Below are 15,182 nucleotides of genomic sequence, written 5' to 3' on the forward strand. Positions count from 1 at the left end.
GAATATTGGAATTATATTAATTCGAAACTAAAGAAAGATTAGTAGGAAAGGTGTTTATATATGATGGATGATTCACTAGGGAGGATTTTAAATGGCAGGGAGAAAATATTTTTTTTTAATTTGTTGTTTCATCTCTATCCTCTTAGTCGTCGCAGGTTGTAGTTCTTCAAATTCAAAAGAAACTGGAAGTCAACCAAATGGCAGCAAAAATGATAGTAACAAAGCTGACTATACCTTTAAAGTGGCCACTGTATCTGTTCCAGAAGATCCTGATTCTGTTTATATCTACAAAGCCTTTATGGATAAAGCGACAGAGTTAACGAACGGAAAAGTAGAATTTGAATGGTATCCTTCTCAACAATTAGGGCAAATGGCTGATTATATCACTTTAACAGCAGATGGTGTAGCTGACATCGGCATGTTTTCTGCTAGTGTTTTTCCTAGTGAACTATCATTGGCAAATAAGGTAACAGCATTACCTGGTTTATATGCAAATTCCTATGAAGGCAGCATGGCATTTAATGCTGTAAGTAGACAAAGTCCAATGGTCGATGAGTTCTTAAGTCATGGTGTACGACCCTTATTAGCCGTTACTACGCCTACATTTAATTTTTATTCGAAAGGGATAGAAATAAATGTCCCATCCGATTTAAAAGGACAAAGAGTTAGAACTAGTGCAGGAACCTTATCTGAAATTATTCAAATGGCCGGAGGTACTGCAGTAGGTATTCCATCAACTGAAACCTATGAGGCATATGACAAGGGTGCTGTTGATGTTCTCCACCATTACGCTGCATCTGATGTAGCACATGGTATAAGAGAATTAAGTAACTGGGGGAGTATGAACCTTGGTTTCTCAGCAGGAACAACGGGTTTTATCATTAGTGAAAAACTGTGGAAAACGTTACCAAAGGATATTCAGGATGCATTGTTAAAAGCAGGTGATTATGTTGCGGAAAATGGTTCAAAGGCATGGGACAAAGACACAGTCGAAAGAGAACAAAGATGGATTAAAGATGGAGATGTACCATTACATGATGTAACCGATGCTGAAAGAGAAGAATGGCAAAAATTCTTTGATAAATTTGAAAAACAATTCTTAGTAAAACAGGATGATAAATTTGGAAAGGTTTTAGAACAGTTCAAGGAAGAAGTCGCCAAACTAAAATAGTTATTTCAAATCAATTTTAATAAACAGTAAGGAGTTGTCTATGAAGCAAACAGTAAAGACAAAGTACAGGAGGCGTTTTAAAAATGGGAGTTAAAAAAGTATCGTTTCTATTGAGTTGTTTCTTTTCTTTACTTTTAATCTTCACAGGTTGTAGCAATTCAACTCAAGAAAAAGCCGGAAGTCAAACAAATAATAGTGAGGGCAATGAAAACACGAAGGATGAAAAAGAAGGAACGTATACATTTAAAGTTGCCTCTCCATCAGCGCCAGAAGATCCAGATTCACAATTTATTTATAAGGCATTTATGGATAAGGCAACAGAATTATCGGATGGAAGAGTTCAATTTGAATGGTATCCTTCCCAACAGTTAGGCCAAATGGGAGATTATATACAAATGACAGCAGACGGAGTAGCAGATATTGGGATGTTTTCTGCCAGTGTATTTCCAAGTGAATTATCCTTGGCAAATAAAGTAACGGCAATACCTGGTTTATATTCAAATGCCTATGAAGGATCAATGGCCTTTCATGCAGTGAGTCAAAAAAGTCCAATGATGGATGAGTTTTTAAAGCATGGGGTAAGACCTTTGGTAGCGACTACTACACCAACCTTTAATTTTTATTCAAAAGGAGTAGAAGTAAAGGTTCCATCAGATTTAAAGGGGTTAAGAGTAAGAACAAGTGCGGGTACCCTCTCTGAAATTATTAAAATGGCAGGAGGAACTCCAGTGGGTATACCAGCAGCAGATATTTATGAAGCGTACGATAAGGGAGCTGTTGATGTACTGCACCAATATGCTGCTTCTGATACGGCCTATGGTATAAGAGAATTAAGTGAATGGGGAAGTATGAATCTCGGTTTTTCTGCAGGAACAACTGGCTTAATGATAGGCGAAAAATTATGGAAATCTTTGCCGGTGGACATTCAAAAAGTTTTAAAGGAAGCAGGGGACTTTGTAGCATCTAATGGTTCAGCAACATATGACAAGGATGTAAAGGACAGAGAACAAAGATGGATTAAGAATAAGGACGTAGCATTACAGGAGGTGACCGATGAGGAACGTAAAAAGTGGCAAAAATTCTTTAAAGATTTTGAAAAGTCTTTCTTAGAAAAAGAAGATAGCAAAGAGTTTAAAACCGTTTTAGAACAATTTAAAGAAGAAGTAGAAAAAGTGAAAGAGTAATCTATAACCGTAAAGTTAAAAAACGAATAATAATTTGAAAATAAGGAGATGTTTAAAAATGCAAATGACCACAACAAAATATCCGAAACTTTTCGAGGAAGCTTCTATTAATGGATTAAAATTAAGAAATAGAATGACGATGTCTCCTATGGGCAGTTTTTTGGATAATCCCGACGCTTCACTTAATGATATACAACTTGAATACTATGAGGCGCGTGCAAGAGGCGGGGTAGGTTTGGTACATGTAGAAGCACAGTATATTACCAACAAAACTGATCCATGGATTAAGGGGAAAACGATTGCCGACACAGATGCACAAGGGGAAGGATGGGCTACGCTGGCGGAAAGAATCCATGCTCATGGTGCCAAAATGGGGGTGCAACTAAGCATTGGTTTAGGCAAAAATGGGTTTCTATTTGGTGATGAAGGTCAGATGGTTTCTGCATCAGCTATTCCTTCACACCGTGACCCTAATCATATTTGTCGTGCTTTAACAATAGAGGAAATTCATTATTTGGTTAGCTGCTTCGAGCGGGCAGCAAAACGTGCATTGAAAGCCAAAGTGGATTTATTGCAAATTCATGCACATGGTGGATATTTGCTAGATCAATTCATGACACCTTTATGGAATAAACGGACAGATGAATATGGTGGCAGCTTTGAAAATAGAATGCGTTTTGTGAAAGAAGCGTATCAAGCGATTCGAAATGTAGTAGGTCCTGATTTTCCTATAACCATTCGTATAGCTGCTTACCATGACTTTCCAGGCGGAAGGGAAATGGAGGAAACCCTCGAAATTGCAAAATATCTTGAAGAAATTGGATTTGACGCATTAGATATTGACTTGGGTGCATATGAACGGAAACAATGGATTGTTCCTACACCGGTTCATGGAATGTCTAGTATGGCTCATGCTGCTGCAGAAATTAAAAAAGTGGTTAATATCCCTGTCATTAATGCCGGAACCCACACACCTGAGACGGCTGAGAAACTATTGCAAGAAGGGAAAATTGACTTTGCGCAGTTTGGCCGTCCATTAATTGCAGATCCCGATTTACCAAATAAGCTTCTGAACAATCAAGAAGAGGATATTAAACCATGCTTATTCTGTAATGAATACTGTGATGGATATGTTCAGCTTGGAAAAGGAATTACCTGTTCGATTAATCCGGTAACGAACTTTAAATTACATTACCCAAATATTAAAGTGGACGTCAATAATCTTGAAAACTCTGTAGGTACACCAAAAAATGTGGTCGTTATCGGTGGAGGACCTGCTGGTATGGAGGCCGCAAGAGTGGCGGCTTTACGTGGCCATAACGTGACGATTTACGAGAGAAGCAGTACCCTCGGTGGTCAAATTAACATTGCTTCTGGAGTTTCATTCAAACATCGATTAAAGAAATTTACGACTCATCAACAAATTCAATTGAAAAAATTAGGTGTGAATGTAGTCTTTAATAAGGAAATCAATGAAAACTCTCCTGAGCTAGCTGCTGCAGACCATATCATTGTTGCTTTAGGTGCAAAACCAGTGATTCCTGATATTAAAGGAATTAATAGGGCGAATGTGATTGAAGTGACGCAGGCACATATTCACCCTGAATTGGTTCACGGAGAGAAGATTGTAATTGCTGGCGGAGGAAGACTTGGATCTGAGTTCGCTTTAGAAATGGGTAGAAAAGGAAAAGAAGTAACGATTGTGGAAAAGGGTGATAGGATTGCCCATGACCTCATTATAGAAAACCGTAACCCATTAATTTTCAAACTAGAAGAAGTGGATGTAAAAGTATTAACGCATCACGAAATTACAGAGTTTACGGAGGCTGGGGTAAAAGTACTACTAGGTTCTGGTGAAGAGATTGAAATCGAAGCGGATACAGTTGTAGCAGCATTCGGAAGAAAAGGCGAGAGTGAGCTAGCTAATCAAATTTGTGCCCGCTACAGCAATGCTGTGAATGTGGGGGATTCTGTTAAGAAAGGCCTTACTGGCAATGCAGTGCATGACGGATTTATTGCTGGTTTAACTATAAATTAAAATACAATGTTGTTAGCTGAAAAAGGATGTAGTTGATTAGAATGATTTAGATGGATACTCGCTATTTCCTGATAACTTTTCTATATTAATTAAAAATAAGTTTAAGGAGATAGCGAGAAACATAGTATCAGGTCTTTATGCTCTATCGTATAGGAGACACCCCTTCTGTTTGGAAGTGATTTTTTGACTATCCCACTATACCAAAGGAAGAGGTGTTTTTTGTATATATAATATTTTGTCAAGGAAACACTGGTTGATATAGTGTTATGTATAAATAAAGGCCCAGTTTTTAATCTTCTAAAAAGAACAGTAATTAAACAGATTTGATAAAGCTAAAATTTCTGGTTAATTGAAAGGAGTATGTCCATGAGCAAAAAAATCTTTACAAAGGTACTACAGGTTGGAATTGTGGTAGATGATGTTGAAGCATTTGTTAAAAAATATGAAGAGGATTACGGTATCGGTCCATGGGAAGTAAAGTTTTATAATAAAGAAAATACTAAGGTACACCAAGAAGAGAAACAATTTTCTATTAAAGTAGGATTTGCTAATCTAGAAAATGTTCAGTTCGAATTAATAGAACCACAAGATGAAACAAGCGTCTATGCCAAGTTTTTACGGGAGAATGGTCCTGGACTGCACCACATTGCTCTTGATACAAATAATCATGATGAAGTATGTCAAGAAATGGAGAAGAGGGGAGTTCCGGTGATTCATAGTGGTGAAAGCCAGAGGGGTACATTCACCTACCTAGATTTAAGAAAAGAGTTAGGGTTTATTGGTGAAATTTATAAGTAATTTTAGGAATCTATCCATATAGCTTTTTACATTAATAAAAATAGTTGATAAGGAGGAAATAAACATGGGTAGATTAGCAGGGAAGGTTGCATTGATTACAGGGGCAGGGAATGGCCAGGGTTCTGTTGAAGCCTATCTATTTGCAAGAGAGGGGGCAAAAGTCATTGCGACAGATATTGCTTATGAAAACGTGAAAGAAGTAGTAAACAAGATTAATAGAGAATTTGGTGAAGTGGCCATAGCGATGATGCATGATGTCTCTTCGGAGGAAGATTGGAAAAAAGTTGCGGAAAAAGGTGTAGATAAATTCGGCCCTATAACTGTGTTGGTTAATAATGCTGGTGTTTTAAGTATGGATACCTATGAGGAAGTATCACATAAAAATTGGTCAAAGGTAATGGACATAAACGCCTGGGGACAATTTGTAGGTATGAGAACGGTTGTTCCTTATATGAAAAAAGCGGGAGTTGGCTCCATTGTTAATATTTCTTCACTAGCGAGTCTAGTTTCTGTTCGCCAATTTAATGCCTATACGGCATCTAAAGGGGCAATCGAATCACTGACAAAAACGGCTGCAACCGAATTAGGAGGATATAATATCAGAGTAAACTCTGTTCATCCGGGTTCAGTTAAAACGAACATGTTCACGGCTGTTTATGCTGATGAGGCGGCTATGGAAAAAAGAAAAAATAACTATCCTCTTAAAAGGATAGGAACACCTGAGGATATAGCTTATGGAGTTTTATATTTAGCAAGTGATGAATCATCCTATGTAACAGGAATCGCTCATGTGATTGATGGCGGTATAATGGCTCAATAAAAACAACTCACAGTAAATCAAAAATACGATAGGCTCGCTTATTTCAGATAATACAATTTATATTATTATGGGATAGCGAAACCAAACAAATAGAAATTTATATTTTAAGAGATGAGGGGTGAGGAAAAATGAAAAGACAATTTTCTCTGTCATACTTAACCGCTCTTAACTGTTCTCCTCCTGAAATGGTTTATATAGCTGAGCGGGCTGGATATGATTTCGTGGGTTTTAGATCGATTACTCCAAATAATCCTAAATTTTCTGTTTCTGGTCTTGAATTATCTTTGTCCAGAGACAAGGAGATGTTCCGTAAAACCAAAACTGCACTTGATGAAACAGGTCTAAAAGTTCTCGATTTTGAAGTGGTCGTCATTTACGATGGTTGCGAACCAAAAGTATATCTTCCTGACTTTGAAGCTGCTGCAGAATTGGGTGGGAAGCATGTTCTTACCATTGTAAGAACGAGTGATCGTAATCAAGCAATTGAATGCTTTACGGAGCTTTGTGAGTTAGCAAAACCATATGGATTAACGGTTGATCTAGAATTTGTTCCGTGGTTTAATGTCGCTACACTAAAGGATGCATTTGATATTGTCAGTGCTGCGGGTTGCGATAATGGAGGCATACTAATCGATCCCCTTCATTTTCATCGTTCAAAGGTTAGTATTGAGGAGTTGGAACAGGTTCCGCAAGAATGGTTTCATTATGCCCAAATTTGTGATGCTCCTAAGTATATCCCCGTTAAAGAAGAAGAGCTAATCTATACTGCGACAAAAGAGCGTTTATATGTAGGCGAAGGCGGAATTGATGTTGCAGCTATTTTAAAGAAATTACCGAATATCCCATATGCCATTGAAATTCCGCATGTAAAAAGGGTTCAGGAACTTGGAGTTGAACAGTATGCACGGAACTGTTTACAAACTGCAAAAGAACACCTTAATCAAAAAATTGATACTTATTAAATACAGGAGCCATAAAGAATTGGAGTGAATGATATGAAAGCAATGGTTTATTATGGTGCGAAGACTGTAAAATTTGAAAATGTGCCAGAACCTGAAGTTAAACCAGGTACAGTTAAACTCAAGGTCAAATATGCAGGTATCTGTGGGACCGATTTGCATGTTTATCGTGGAGAAAAAAAGATTAATGCTAGAATTCCCAATATTTTAGGTCATGAATTTACCGGCGAAATCATAGAACTCGGTGAAGGTGTTACCCAGTATAAGGTTGGAGATAGAGTGGTTGTGGAGAACTTTTGGGGATGCGGCGAATGCATCTATTGTAAAGAAGGTGAATATTATGCGTGCCAACGCCTCGAAGCATATGGTCTCCAACATCCTGGGGGTTTTGCAGAATATGTAGTTGTAAGGGAAGATAAATTATTCTTACTACCTGATCAATTGAGCTATGAAATAGCTGCAGTCATTGAGCCAACATCTGTAGCCATGCAAGCGGTAAAATCAAGCCCTCTTAAAATTGGTGACAAAGTAGCTATATTTGGAGCTGGACCACTTGGTTCACTTATTGCACAATGCGCAAAAGCAGCAGGTGCCAGCCAAATAATCGTGGTGGAAAAACAAGAAAAACGGCGGCATCTTGCATTAGAAATGGGCGCTGATTTTATAATTGATCCAAATAAAGAAGATCCTGTAAAAAAAATTTACGAAATAACGCGTGATGGTGTGGATGTCGCTTATGATGCAGCTGGTTTTCAAGAGACCTTTGTTGCTGCTCTGGACAGTATTAAACCCAAAGGAGAACTAATGGTAGCTGCCGTTTTTGCGGAATCAGTATCCTATATGCCATTTTTACAACAAAAAGGGGTTAAAAAAATTAATACAACTCGAGGCAACTATAACATGTTTCCTAAAGTAATTGATTTATTAGTCAAAGGTTCTATTGTCGTAGATCCGATTATTACGAGTCAAATTAGCTTAGAGCATATTGATGAGTTGGGCTTTAAAAAGCTAGTTTCTGGCGAAGGAGAATGCAAAATAATCGTTTCACCAGAAAAATAACCTTATTATACTACTCTGGTATAGATACATTAAAGGAGGAGATCGTTTGAGAGCAATGCTTTATTATGGTTCACAAAACGCTAAGGTGGAAGAAATTCCAGAACCAATTGTTAAACCTGGTACAGTTAAGGTCAAAATTAAATATGCCGGTATTTGTGGAACAGATGTCCATGAATATCACGATCAAATGTATGTTACGCAAACGCCTATGATTTTGGGCCATGAATTTGCTGGTGAAATCGTTGAAATTGGCGAAGGAGTTTTCCATTATCAAGTAGGAGATAGAGTTTGTGTAGAGCCCATTTCGGGGTGCGGCGAATGTGTGAGTTGTGAGGATGGTTACTACAATACATGTGAGAACCTTAAAGCTTATGGTTTACACCAACCAGGAGGTTTTGCAGAATATGTGGTTGTAAAAGAAAAGAATCTATTTCTGCTTCCTGATTTTTTGAGTTATGAATTAGCTGCGCTTGTCGAGCCTACTGCAGTCGCGATGCAAGCGGTTAAATCTAGTACGATGAAAATTGGTGACAAAGTGGTTGTCTTTGGTGCAGGACCAATTGGTATGCTAATTACACAGTGTGCAAAAGCCTCAGGTGCGAGTCAAATTATTGTAGTAGAAATAGAGGAGAAAAGACAACAATTAGCATTGGAAATGGGGGCTGATTTTGTCGTCGATCCTACAAAAGAAAATGCTGTCCAAAAAATCAAAGAATTAACGGCAAAAGGCGCTAATGTTGCATTTGAAGCCTCCGGAGCAGATCCGGCCTTCCGTACTGCGCTTGAATGCCTTAGACCACATGGTGAATTAATGATTGTTAGCGTTTTCAAGAAACCAGTATCTTATAGCCCTCTTTTACAACAAAAAGGTGTGAAAAAAATTCATACTTCCCGAGCCTACAAAAACCTTTTTCCTGAAGTTATGACCTTATTAGGAAATGGTACTCTTAAAGTGAACCCCATTATTACCGGCAAAATCAAATTAGAAGATATCGTAGAATTAGGTTTTAATAAATTAATTGCTAATAAAGAAGAATGCAAGATTTTAGTATCCCCAGAAACGAAATGACAAAGTAATGGGAATGGAGGTTTTGATGTATGAAATTTGTGCGCCCCTTTCCAAATCCATTTAATAACGGTTCAATTCAACAGTTGTGTTATACAGTTACCAACCTGGAAGAAGCAGCAAATCAGTGGGCAGCCGTCTTTGGAGCTGGACCATTTTTTGAGAGACTTCACCGACCGGTAGGTGAATTGATATACAAAGCTGAGAATGCTAGTCTCGATCATTCGAATGCATTAGGTCAATGGGGGCCTATCCAAATTGAGCTTTGGCTGCAACACTGTGACAGCCCAGCCGGATTAAAGGAAATGAGTGTAATTAAGGAAGGGTTTGGTCAGCTTCAACATATTAGTTATACGGCTGGTGACTTTGACAAAGAAATCAAGCGAATGGAGAGCCTGGGATTTCCCTCCATATGGAAGTATACTTCTCAAAATGGGATGCGAGCTACGATGTTTGATACTAGAAAAGTCACAGGCACCATGACCGAAATATATGAGAGCAACGTGGCTATAAAAAACTTATATGCAAGGGTTGCTAAAGCAGCAGAGGGATGGGATGGAACAAGGCCCTATCGCACAGAAGAGGAACTTCCTGAAATAGAGTAATCGTCTCTTATTTAGTTCCTCTTACATTTATTTATATAAAAATTAGAAATTTCTTTTGGTTAAGCAGGAAAGGGGAAAACGAATGTTTAGTCTTGAAGGCAAGAAGGCAATAGTAACGGGAGCCGCTCGCGGCCTTGGAAGGGGTATGGCTTATGCATTACATAAAGCAGGCGCAGATGTTGTTTTGATTGATATTCTTGAAGACGTTGAAATTACGAAGAATCAATTTAAATCAAGCTTAGCAAATGTATACGCCCTAAAAGGAGATTTATCGAATAGCGAAAATCGAAATTTATTATTTCAGGATGCTGTTCAGTTATTAGGCGGGGAACTGGATATATTAGTTAATGCAGCAGGAGTCAATATAAAAGGTCCTAGTACTGAATTTTCTATGGACTCCTGGGATAAAACTTTAGAAATTAATGTATCAGCTGTCTTTGAGCTAAGTAAATTAGCAGGGCGGATCATGGTGGAGCAAAAAAGAGGGAAAATTATTAACATTGGTTCTATTACAAGTTTTACCGGTCACATAAATGGAACAGCATACTCTGCAAGCAAAGGTGCCATTACGCAAATTACCAAATCATTGTCAAATGAATGGGCAAAATATGGTATCCAAGTGAATGCTATTGCTCCTGGATGTATAGAGACAGAGATGACGAAGTCGTTAGCCAATGACCAAGTTCGATATTCTGAACTAACCTCAAGAATTCCTGCAGGCAGATGGGGAACACCTGAGGATTTTGAAGGAATTACAGTCTTCTTAGCTTCTGAAGCTTCAAATTATATTACGGGAACCATCATTCCGGTGGATGGTGGGTATCTTGCAAGATAAGGACACTTTTTATTTAGCATCCTCGGTATTAGCGGGGGTGTTTTTTATTCGAAAGTAAAAAATGTTTATACCTTTTGATTCCGAATCCAATGAGATTTTATTGTTAAAAAAAAGAGAATGGAGAGTTTGTTATGGATAAATCTAAACCACCATTGTGGACAAAAGATTTTATTTTAATTACGCTGACATCTTTTTTTATTAGTGTTATGTATTTTTTACTATTGACAACCATTACACCATATGTGATTGAAAAGTTCAATGCAACTGAAAGTAAAGCTGGCCTGGCGTCAAGCATTTATGTTCTTGGTATACTTCTTTCCCGTCTATTTGTTGGAAAATATCTTGAAGTATCGGTCGTAAAAAACTTTTTTATTTTGGTGTATTTATGACCTTCTTAGCCACCTTGCTTTATTTTCCAATCGATAACATAAATGTCTTAATTATTTTCCGCTTTATTCATGGTGTTGTTATGGGGATTGCATTTGCAGTCATGCAAACAACTGTTATGGATCTTATCCCAGATGAACGTCGTGGTGAAGGCATTAGTTTTTATACCTTAAATTTTATCCTTGGAACCGCTATCGGTCCTTTTCTTGGTGTATACATTAGTCAAATAGCAGACATGCAGACAATTTTTATCGTTGGTACCATCATGACTGGCATAAGTGTTCTATTATCCATTTTTACAACAATTCCAAAAGGGTATATTACCCATGAACAGATCGAAGAAATGAAAGGATTTCATTTTAAGGATTTCGTTGAGGTAAAAGCTCTTCCAATTGCCGTCTTAATGGGGATTTTAGCTTTATCTTACTCTGGTATTCTCTCATTTTTAACTACCTATTCCATGGAAATCAATTTAATGACTGCTGCAAGTTTATTTTTTATTATTTATTCTGTTATTGTTCTAATTTCTCGCCCCATCACTGGCGGAATACTTGATAAAAAGGGAGATAATGTTGTCATGTACCCAGCTATTGTTCTCTTTTCAGCTGGTTTATTTGTTTTGAGTCAAGCCGAGTCTGGTTTTATTTTACTATTTGGAGGAGTTTTAATTGGGCTCGGGTTTGGGAATTTACAATCCTCTTTACAAGCGGTCGCAATAAAAAGGGTACGTGGTTATCGAGTAGGGCTTGCGATTTCAACCTTCTTTATCTGTCATGATATTGGGGTAGGCATGGGACCGTTTCTTCTAGGATACCTCGTTCCTCAAATCGGTTATCGAAAAATGTATTTAACTTTAGCGATTATAGTTTTTGCAAGTGCGTTTATATATTATGTGATACATGGGAATAAGAGTGCACATAATAAACAAATATCATCGCAAGTATAGCAATTAGCCTTGCCGAATGAAAGATGATGAGAACTACACCCTCTTGAGGTCCACTACATGTGGTATAAATGTTATAAAATAAAAATTCTAAATATTTTAAAAATAGTTTACGTGCGTTAAGGCTATATGTTAATATATTTATATGATACCGCATTTAGGTTATTTAAACCGATAACCGATAATAAATAAGTGAAAGTTAATAATTATAAAATATGTAAACCTATTGAAGGAAAAAGGGAATCGTTACAAGAAAGTTTACTAATAAATGAAAGATAACAAGATTACAAAATTTGTAACACCTTATTCCATTATAGAGTTAGAAGGGAGCGAGTGAATATGGCAGTTAAAATAGAAATGCCAAAATTAAGTCTAACAATGTCTGAGGGAACTGTTTTACATTGGATGAAAAAGGTTGGTGATCCTGTAAAAAAAGGGGATGCGATTGTCGAAGTAAGTTCAGATAAGGAAGTTTGCGAATTGGATGCACCTGAAGACGGAGTATTGCTTGATGTTACCGCAAAGGAAGGGGAGTCTGTTGCATGCCATACAGTTCTCGCGTACATAGGTCAACCTGCGGAAACAGTGCAGGTTAAAGAAACCTCATCAGAAGCAGCAAACAATGGTAACCATATAGAAGCTGCTAGGGATAGCAATCCTTCATCAAGAACTATTACTTCTTCGCCTTCGGAAAAAGTTAAGATAAGCCCAGTGGCAAGGAAAATGGCTACTGAAGCTGGTTTAGATATTCAATCAATCGTTGGAACAGGACCGAACGGAAGGATTTCCAAGGAAGATATAGAAAAAGCGATACAGGAAGCGGGCAATAGAGAGGAAAAGAGAGAGACACCTGTTTTGGAATCCGCCATAAAGGAAGCGGTTTCTGTAGAAAATTCAGAAAAACGTCCAGTTATCGGAATGCGAAAGGTGATCGCAAAACGGATGCAGGAGAGCCTTCAACAAAGTGCACAATTAACTCATCATATGAAGGCAGATATTACAGAACTGCTGTCATTGAAAAAGAAAACAGCTTTACTGGTAGAAAAGCAGCATAATACCAAATATACATTGACTGACTTTATCGCTCGAGCTGTTGTACTTTCTTTGCAGGAACATAAACAAATGAATAGTGCTTTCATTGAAGAAGAAATCCATATTTACAACCATATTCATTTAGGTATTGCTGCGGAAGTAGAAAATGGATTGGTTGTTCCTGTAGTTAGTCATGCAGACTCGAAGTCGTTAGTAGAACTCTCTCAATCTATAAAAGAACTTTCACAATTGGCAAAAACAAAACAATTAAAGTCTAATCAGATGAGGGGATCTACATTTACCATTAGTAATCTTGGAAGCTATGGAATCGAATATTTTACACCTATTCTCAATACGCCTGAGACTGGAATTTTGGGTGTAGGAGCTGCACAAGAAACCCCTGTTTTTGTCGGTGATCAAGTCCAAAAAAGAATTCTATTACCTCTAAGTCTTACATTTAATCACCAAGTATTGGATGGGGCTCCGGCAGCCCAATTCCTCCAAACCCTTAAGAATTATCTAGAAGAGCCTATTCATTTATATTTGTAGGAGGAAAGAGATGAATACAGTTGTAGTGATTGGTGGGGGACCTGCGGGGTATGTAGCTGCCATTACAGCAGCACAACAAGGCAGTAAAGTAATAATAATTGAACGGAATGAACTTGGAGGTACTTGTTTAAACGAGGGGTGTATGCCAACCAAAGCACTACTGGAAAGTGCAACAAGATTCGAACACGTCAAGAATGCTCATTTGTTTGGTATTACGATAAAAGATGATGCGGCCGAAATAAATTGGTCTGCTGTTCAACACTATAAAAATGGAGTTACAGAAAAGCTAGTACAAGGTATTAAATACCTAATGAAGAAAAATAAGATTGAGGTAATAAATGGTGAGGCCGCATTTCTAGATAGCCGCGTCATTACGGTACGAAATAAAGATGGAGAACAAAAAATTCACGCAGATAAAGTCATCATTGCTACAGGGTCTGAACCAGTTAGTCTGCCTTTTGCAACGTTTGATGAATGGGTGATTGACAGCCGGCAAGCGCTGACTCTTTCTGATATCCCTTCCTCCCTGCTAATTGTAGGAGGAGGAGTAATTGGCTGTGAATTTGCTAGTATTTATGCTCGCTTAGGAACAAAAGTAACCATTGTAGAAATGGAAAATCAACTCCTTCCAGGTGAAGATCCAGACATAGTTGCTTTTTTAGAAAGAACCTTGAAAAAGTCAGGAGTTTCCATTTATTGTGCTTCGAAATTGGCTCAATTGGATAAGAGTTCAAATAAAGCGATCATTGAAACAAAAAAAGGTCTAATCGAAATTGAGCCATCGAAAGTTCTAGTTTCTGTCGGACGAAAACCAAGGGTCTCAGGTCTTAATCTTGAGAGAATTGGAGTCGATTTCAATGAAAAACAGGGCATCAACGTAAATGAATATATGCAAACCAATATTCCTGGTATCTACGCATGCGGTGATGTTATTGGAGGAGTGCAATTGGCTCATGTTGGTTTTCATGAGGGAAAAGTTGCAGCGTTGCATGCATGTGGAAAGTATGAATCTGTGAACTATAAAGCCATTCCGCGTTGCATTTATACTTCTCCAGAGATTGCAAGTGTAGGTTTTAATGAAAAGCAAGCAAGAGAAGAATATGGTGATATTAGAATGGGACAATTCTCCTTTTCCGCAAATGGAAAAGCGTTAATTATTGGAGAACAAATTGGGAAAGTCAAGGTTCTAGTCGAACCCAAATTTAATGAAATTATTGGAATCACCATTATAGGTCCTCATGCAACAGAACTAATCGGACAGGGCACGTTGATGTTGCATGCAGAGATGACTACGGATTCCATGGAAACTTTTATAGCAGCTCATCCAACTTTATCTGAAGCAATTCATGAGGCTTTGCTAAGTGCCCTAGGTCAACAAGTACATGCATAATTCATTGATGTGAATAATAAAGAGAAGAGTAATAGGACAGAAAATGAAAATATTATTAGGTGTAAATGAAAGATAAGGTCTTGATTAATTCTTGAATCTAGTTTAAACTAAGAAAAATTAGAAAATTCGGATTAAGTTTAAACACAATGATTGGGAGTATTAAGGAACATTTATTGTCAAGAGAGCTGTCGGCTGGTGAAAGACAGTCAATAAATTCCCCAACTCGCCCAGGAGTGGTAAGGCTGATATGTAGGTCTTAACGGTTGACCACCGTCATCAAGTCGTAAAGTGGGTTCGTTTGTTTCTAAATGAACCAAAAAGAGTGGTACCACGATGGCAAAGCCTA

Annotated in this window: 14 protein-coding genes and 1 other annotated feature (1 of these 15 running past the window's edge); all 14 genes read left to right on the forward strand. The window is 37.7% G+C overall.

Features of this window, described 5'->3' with window-relative positions:
* Nucleotides 1-91: 91 nt before the first annotated feature.
* The 14 genes from dctP (ACN6MT_RS17295) (at nucleotide 92) to lpdA (ending at nucleotide 14,836) form a co-directional block, all read left to right on the forward strand.
* A complete protein-coding gene (gene dctP, locus ACN6MT_RS17295; protein ID WP_419887237.1) occupies nucleotides 92-1,171 on the forward strand; it encodes a TRAP transporter substrate-binding protein DctP in 1,080 nt (359 codons plus the stop codon).
* A gap of 83 nt (nucleotides 1,172-1,254) precedes the next feature.
* On the forward strand, nucleotides 1,255-2,355 hold the full coding sequence (dctP, locus tag ACN6MT_RS17300) for a TRAP transporter substrate-binding protein DctP (RefSeq protein WP_419887238.1): 1,101 nt from the start codon (nucleotides 1,255-1,257) through the stop codon (nucleotides 2,353-2,355).
* A gap of 58 nt (nucleotides 2,356-2,413) precedes the next feature.
* Complete coding sequence (locus ACN6MT_RS17305; protein WP_419887239.1) at nucleotides 2,414-4,393, forward strand: FAD-dependent oxidoreductase; 1,980 nt, start codon at nucleotides 2,414-2,416, stop codon at nucleotides 4,391-4,393.
* 366 nt (nucleotides 4,394-4,759) lie between these two features.
* Nucleotides 4,760-5,191 carry a VOC family protein gene (locus ACN6MT_RS17310; RefSeq protein WP_419887240.1) on the forward strand — a complete coding sequence of 144 codons (432 nt, stop codon included), beginning with the start codon at nucleotides 4,760-4,762 and terminating at the stop codon, nucleotides 5,189-5,191.
* A gap of 64 nt (nucleotides 5,192-5,255) precedes the next feature.
* Nucleotides 5,256-6,011, forward strand: coding sequence for an SDR family NAD(P)-dependent oxidoreductase (locus ACN6MT_RS17315; RefSeq protein ID WP_419887241.1), 756 nt, complete (start codon nucleotides 5,256-5,258; stop codon nucleotides 6,009-6,011).
* Nucleotides 6,012-6,139: 128 nt separating this feature from the next.
* Nucleotides 6,140-6,973: a sugar phosphate isomerase/epimerase family protein gene (locus ACN6MT_RS17320; protein WP_419887242.1), complete on the forward strand. Its 834-nt coding sequence runs from the start codon at nucleotides 6,140-6,142 to the stop codon at nucleotides 6,971-6,973.
* A 33-nt stretch (nucleotides 6,974-7,006) separates the two neighbouring features.
* On the forward strand, nucleotides 7,007-8,029 hold the full coding sequence (locus ACN6MT_RS17325) for a 2,3-butanediol dehydrogenase (RefSeq protein ID WP_419887243.1): 1,023 nt from the start codon (nucleotides 7,007-7,009) through the stop codon (nucleotides 8,027-8,029).
* Nucleotides 8,030-8,084: 55 nt separating this feature from the next.
* Nucleotides 8,085-9,098 (forward strand): 2,3-butanediol dehydrogenase, encoded by a 1,014-nt coding sequence (locus tag ACN6MT_RS17330; RefSeq protein ID WP_419956468.1) that lies wholly within the window; start codon nucleotides 8,085-8,087, stop codon nucleotides 9,096-9,098.
* Nucleotides 9,099-9,127: 29 nt separating this feature from the next.
* A complete protein-coding gene (locus ACN6MT_RS17335; RefSeq protein WP_419887244.1) occupies nucleotides 9,128-9,700 on the forward strand; it encodes a VOC family protein in 573 nt (190 codons plus the stop codon).
* An 82-nt stretch (nucleotides 9,701-9,782) separates the two neighbouring features.
* On the forward strand, nucleotides 9,783-10,535 hold the full coding sequence (locus tag ACN6MT_RS17340) for an SDR family NAD(P)-dependent oxidoreductase (protein WP_419887245.1): 753 nt from the start codon (nucleotides 9,783-9,785) through the stop codon (nucleotides 10,533-10,535).
* Between the two features lie 131 nt (nucleotides 10,536-10,666).
* Nucleotides 10,667-10,924, forward strand: coding sequence for a hypothetical protein (locus ACN6MT_RS17345; protein ID WP_419887246.1), 258 nt, complete (start codon nucleotides 10,667-10,669; stop codon nucleotides 10,922-10,924).
* The gene (locus ACN6MT_RS17350) at nucleotides 10,921-11,868 is read left to right on the forward strand and encodes an MFS transporter (protein ID WP_419887247.1); all 948 of its coding nucleotides are present in this window, start codon (nucleotides 10,921-10,923) and stop codon (nucleotides 11,866-11,868) included. Before ACN6MT_RS17345 ends, ACN6MT_RS17350 begins: the two co-directional genes overlap by 4 nt.
* 336 nt (nucleotides 11,869-12,204) lie before the next feature.
* Nucleotides 12,205-13,446, forward strand: coding sequence for a dihydrolipoamide acetyltransferase family protein (locus tag ACN6MT_RS17355; protein WP_419887248.1), 1,242 nt, complete (start codon nucleotides 12,205-12,207; stop codon nucleotides 13,444-13,446).
* 10 nt (nucleotides 13,447-13,456) lie between these two features.
* The gene (lpdA, locus tag ACN6MT_RS17360; RefSeq protein WP_419887249.1) at nucleotides 13,457-14,836 is read left to right on the forward strand and encodes a dihydrolipoyl dehydrogenase; all 1,380 of its coding nucleotides are present in this window, start codon (nucleotides 13,457-13,459) and stop codon (nucleotides 14,834-14,836) included.
* 137 nt (nucleotides 14,837-14,973) lie between these two features.
* Nucleotides 14,974-15,182, forward strand: a binding site (T-box leader); it runs 11 nt beyond the window's last position.

The sequence above is a fragment of the Neobacillus niacini genome, assembly GCF_048572935.1.
In the GTDB taxonomy this organism is placed as follows: Bacteria; Bacillota; Bacilli; order Bacillales; family Cytobacillaceae; genus Neobacillus; species Neobacillus niacini.

What these genes read in the sequence shown, in the direction of transcription:
- dctP (WP_419887237.1), top strand. Translation starts at nt 92, where the DNA reads ATGGCAGGGAGAAAATATTTTTTTTTAATTTGTTGTTTCATCTCTATC.
- dctP (WP_419887238.1), top strand. Translation starts at nt 1,255, where the DNA reads ATGGGAGTTAAAAAAGTATCGTTTCTATTGAGTTGTTTCTTTTCTTTA.
- ACN6MT_RS17305 (WP_419887239.1), top strand. Translation starts at nt 2,414, where the DNA reads ATGCAAATGACCACAACAAAATATCCGAAACTTTTCGAGGAAGCTTCT.
- ACN6MT_RS17310 (WP_419887240.1), top strand. Translation starts at nt 4,760, where the DNA reads ATGAGCAAAAAAATCTTTACAAAGGTACTACAGGTTGGAATTGTGGTA.
- ACN6MT_RS17315 (WP_419887241.1), top strand. Translation starts at nt 5,256, where the DNA reads ATGGGTAGATTAGCAGGGAAGGTTGCATTGATTACAGGGGCAGGGAAT.
- ACN6MT_RS17320 (WP_419887242.1), top strand. Translation starts at nt 6,140, where the DNA reads ATGAAAAGACAATTTTCTCTGTCATACTTAACCGCTCTTAACTGTTCT.
- ACN6MT_RS17325 (WP_419887243.1), top strand. Translation starts at nt 7,007, where the DNA reads ATGAAAGCAATGGTTTATTATGGTGCGAAGACTGTAAAATTTGAAAAT.
- ACN6MT_RS17330 (WP_419956468.1), top strand. Translation starts at nt 8,085, where the DNA reads ATGCTTTATTATGGTTCACAAAACGCTAAGGTGGAAGAAATTCCAGAA.
- ACN6MT_RS17335 (WP_419887244.1), top strand. Translation starts at nt 9,128, where the DNA reads ATGAAATTTGTGCGCCCCTTTCCAAATCCATTTAATAACGGTTCAATT.
- ACN6MT_RS17340 (WP_419887245.1), top strand. Translation starts at nt 9,783, where the DNA reads ATGTTTAGTCTTGAAGGCAAGAAGGCAATAGTAACGGGAGCCGCTCGC.
- ACN6MT_RS17345 (WP_419887246.1), top strand. Translation starts at nt 10,667, where the DNA reads ATGGATAAATCTAAACCACCATTGTGGACAAAAGATTTTATTTTAATT.
- ACN6MT_RS17350 (WP_419887247.1), top strand. Translation starts at nt 10,921, where the DNA reads ATGACCTTCTTAGCCACCTTGCTTTATTTTCCAATCGATAACATAAAT.
- ACN6MT_RS17355 (WP_419887248.1), top strand. Translation starts at nt 12,205, where the DNA reads ATGGCAGTTAAAATAGAAATGCCAAAATTAAGTCTAACAATGTCTGAG.
- lpdA (WP_419887249.1), top strand. Translation starts at nt 13,457, where the DNA reads ATGAATACAGTTGTAGTGATTGGTGGGGGACCTGCGGGGTATGTAGCT.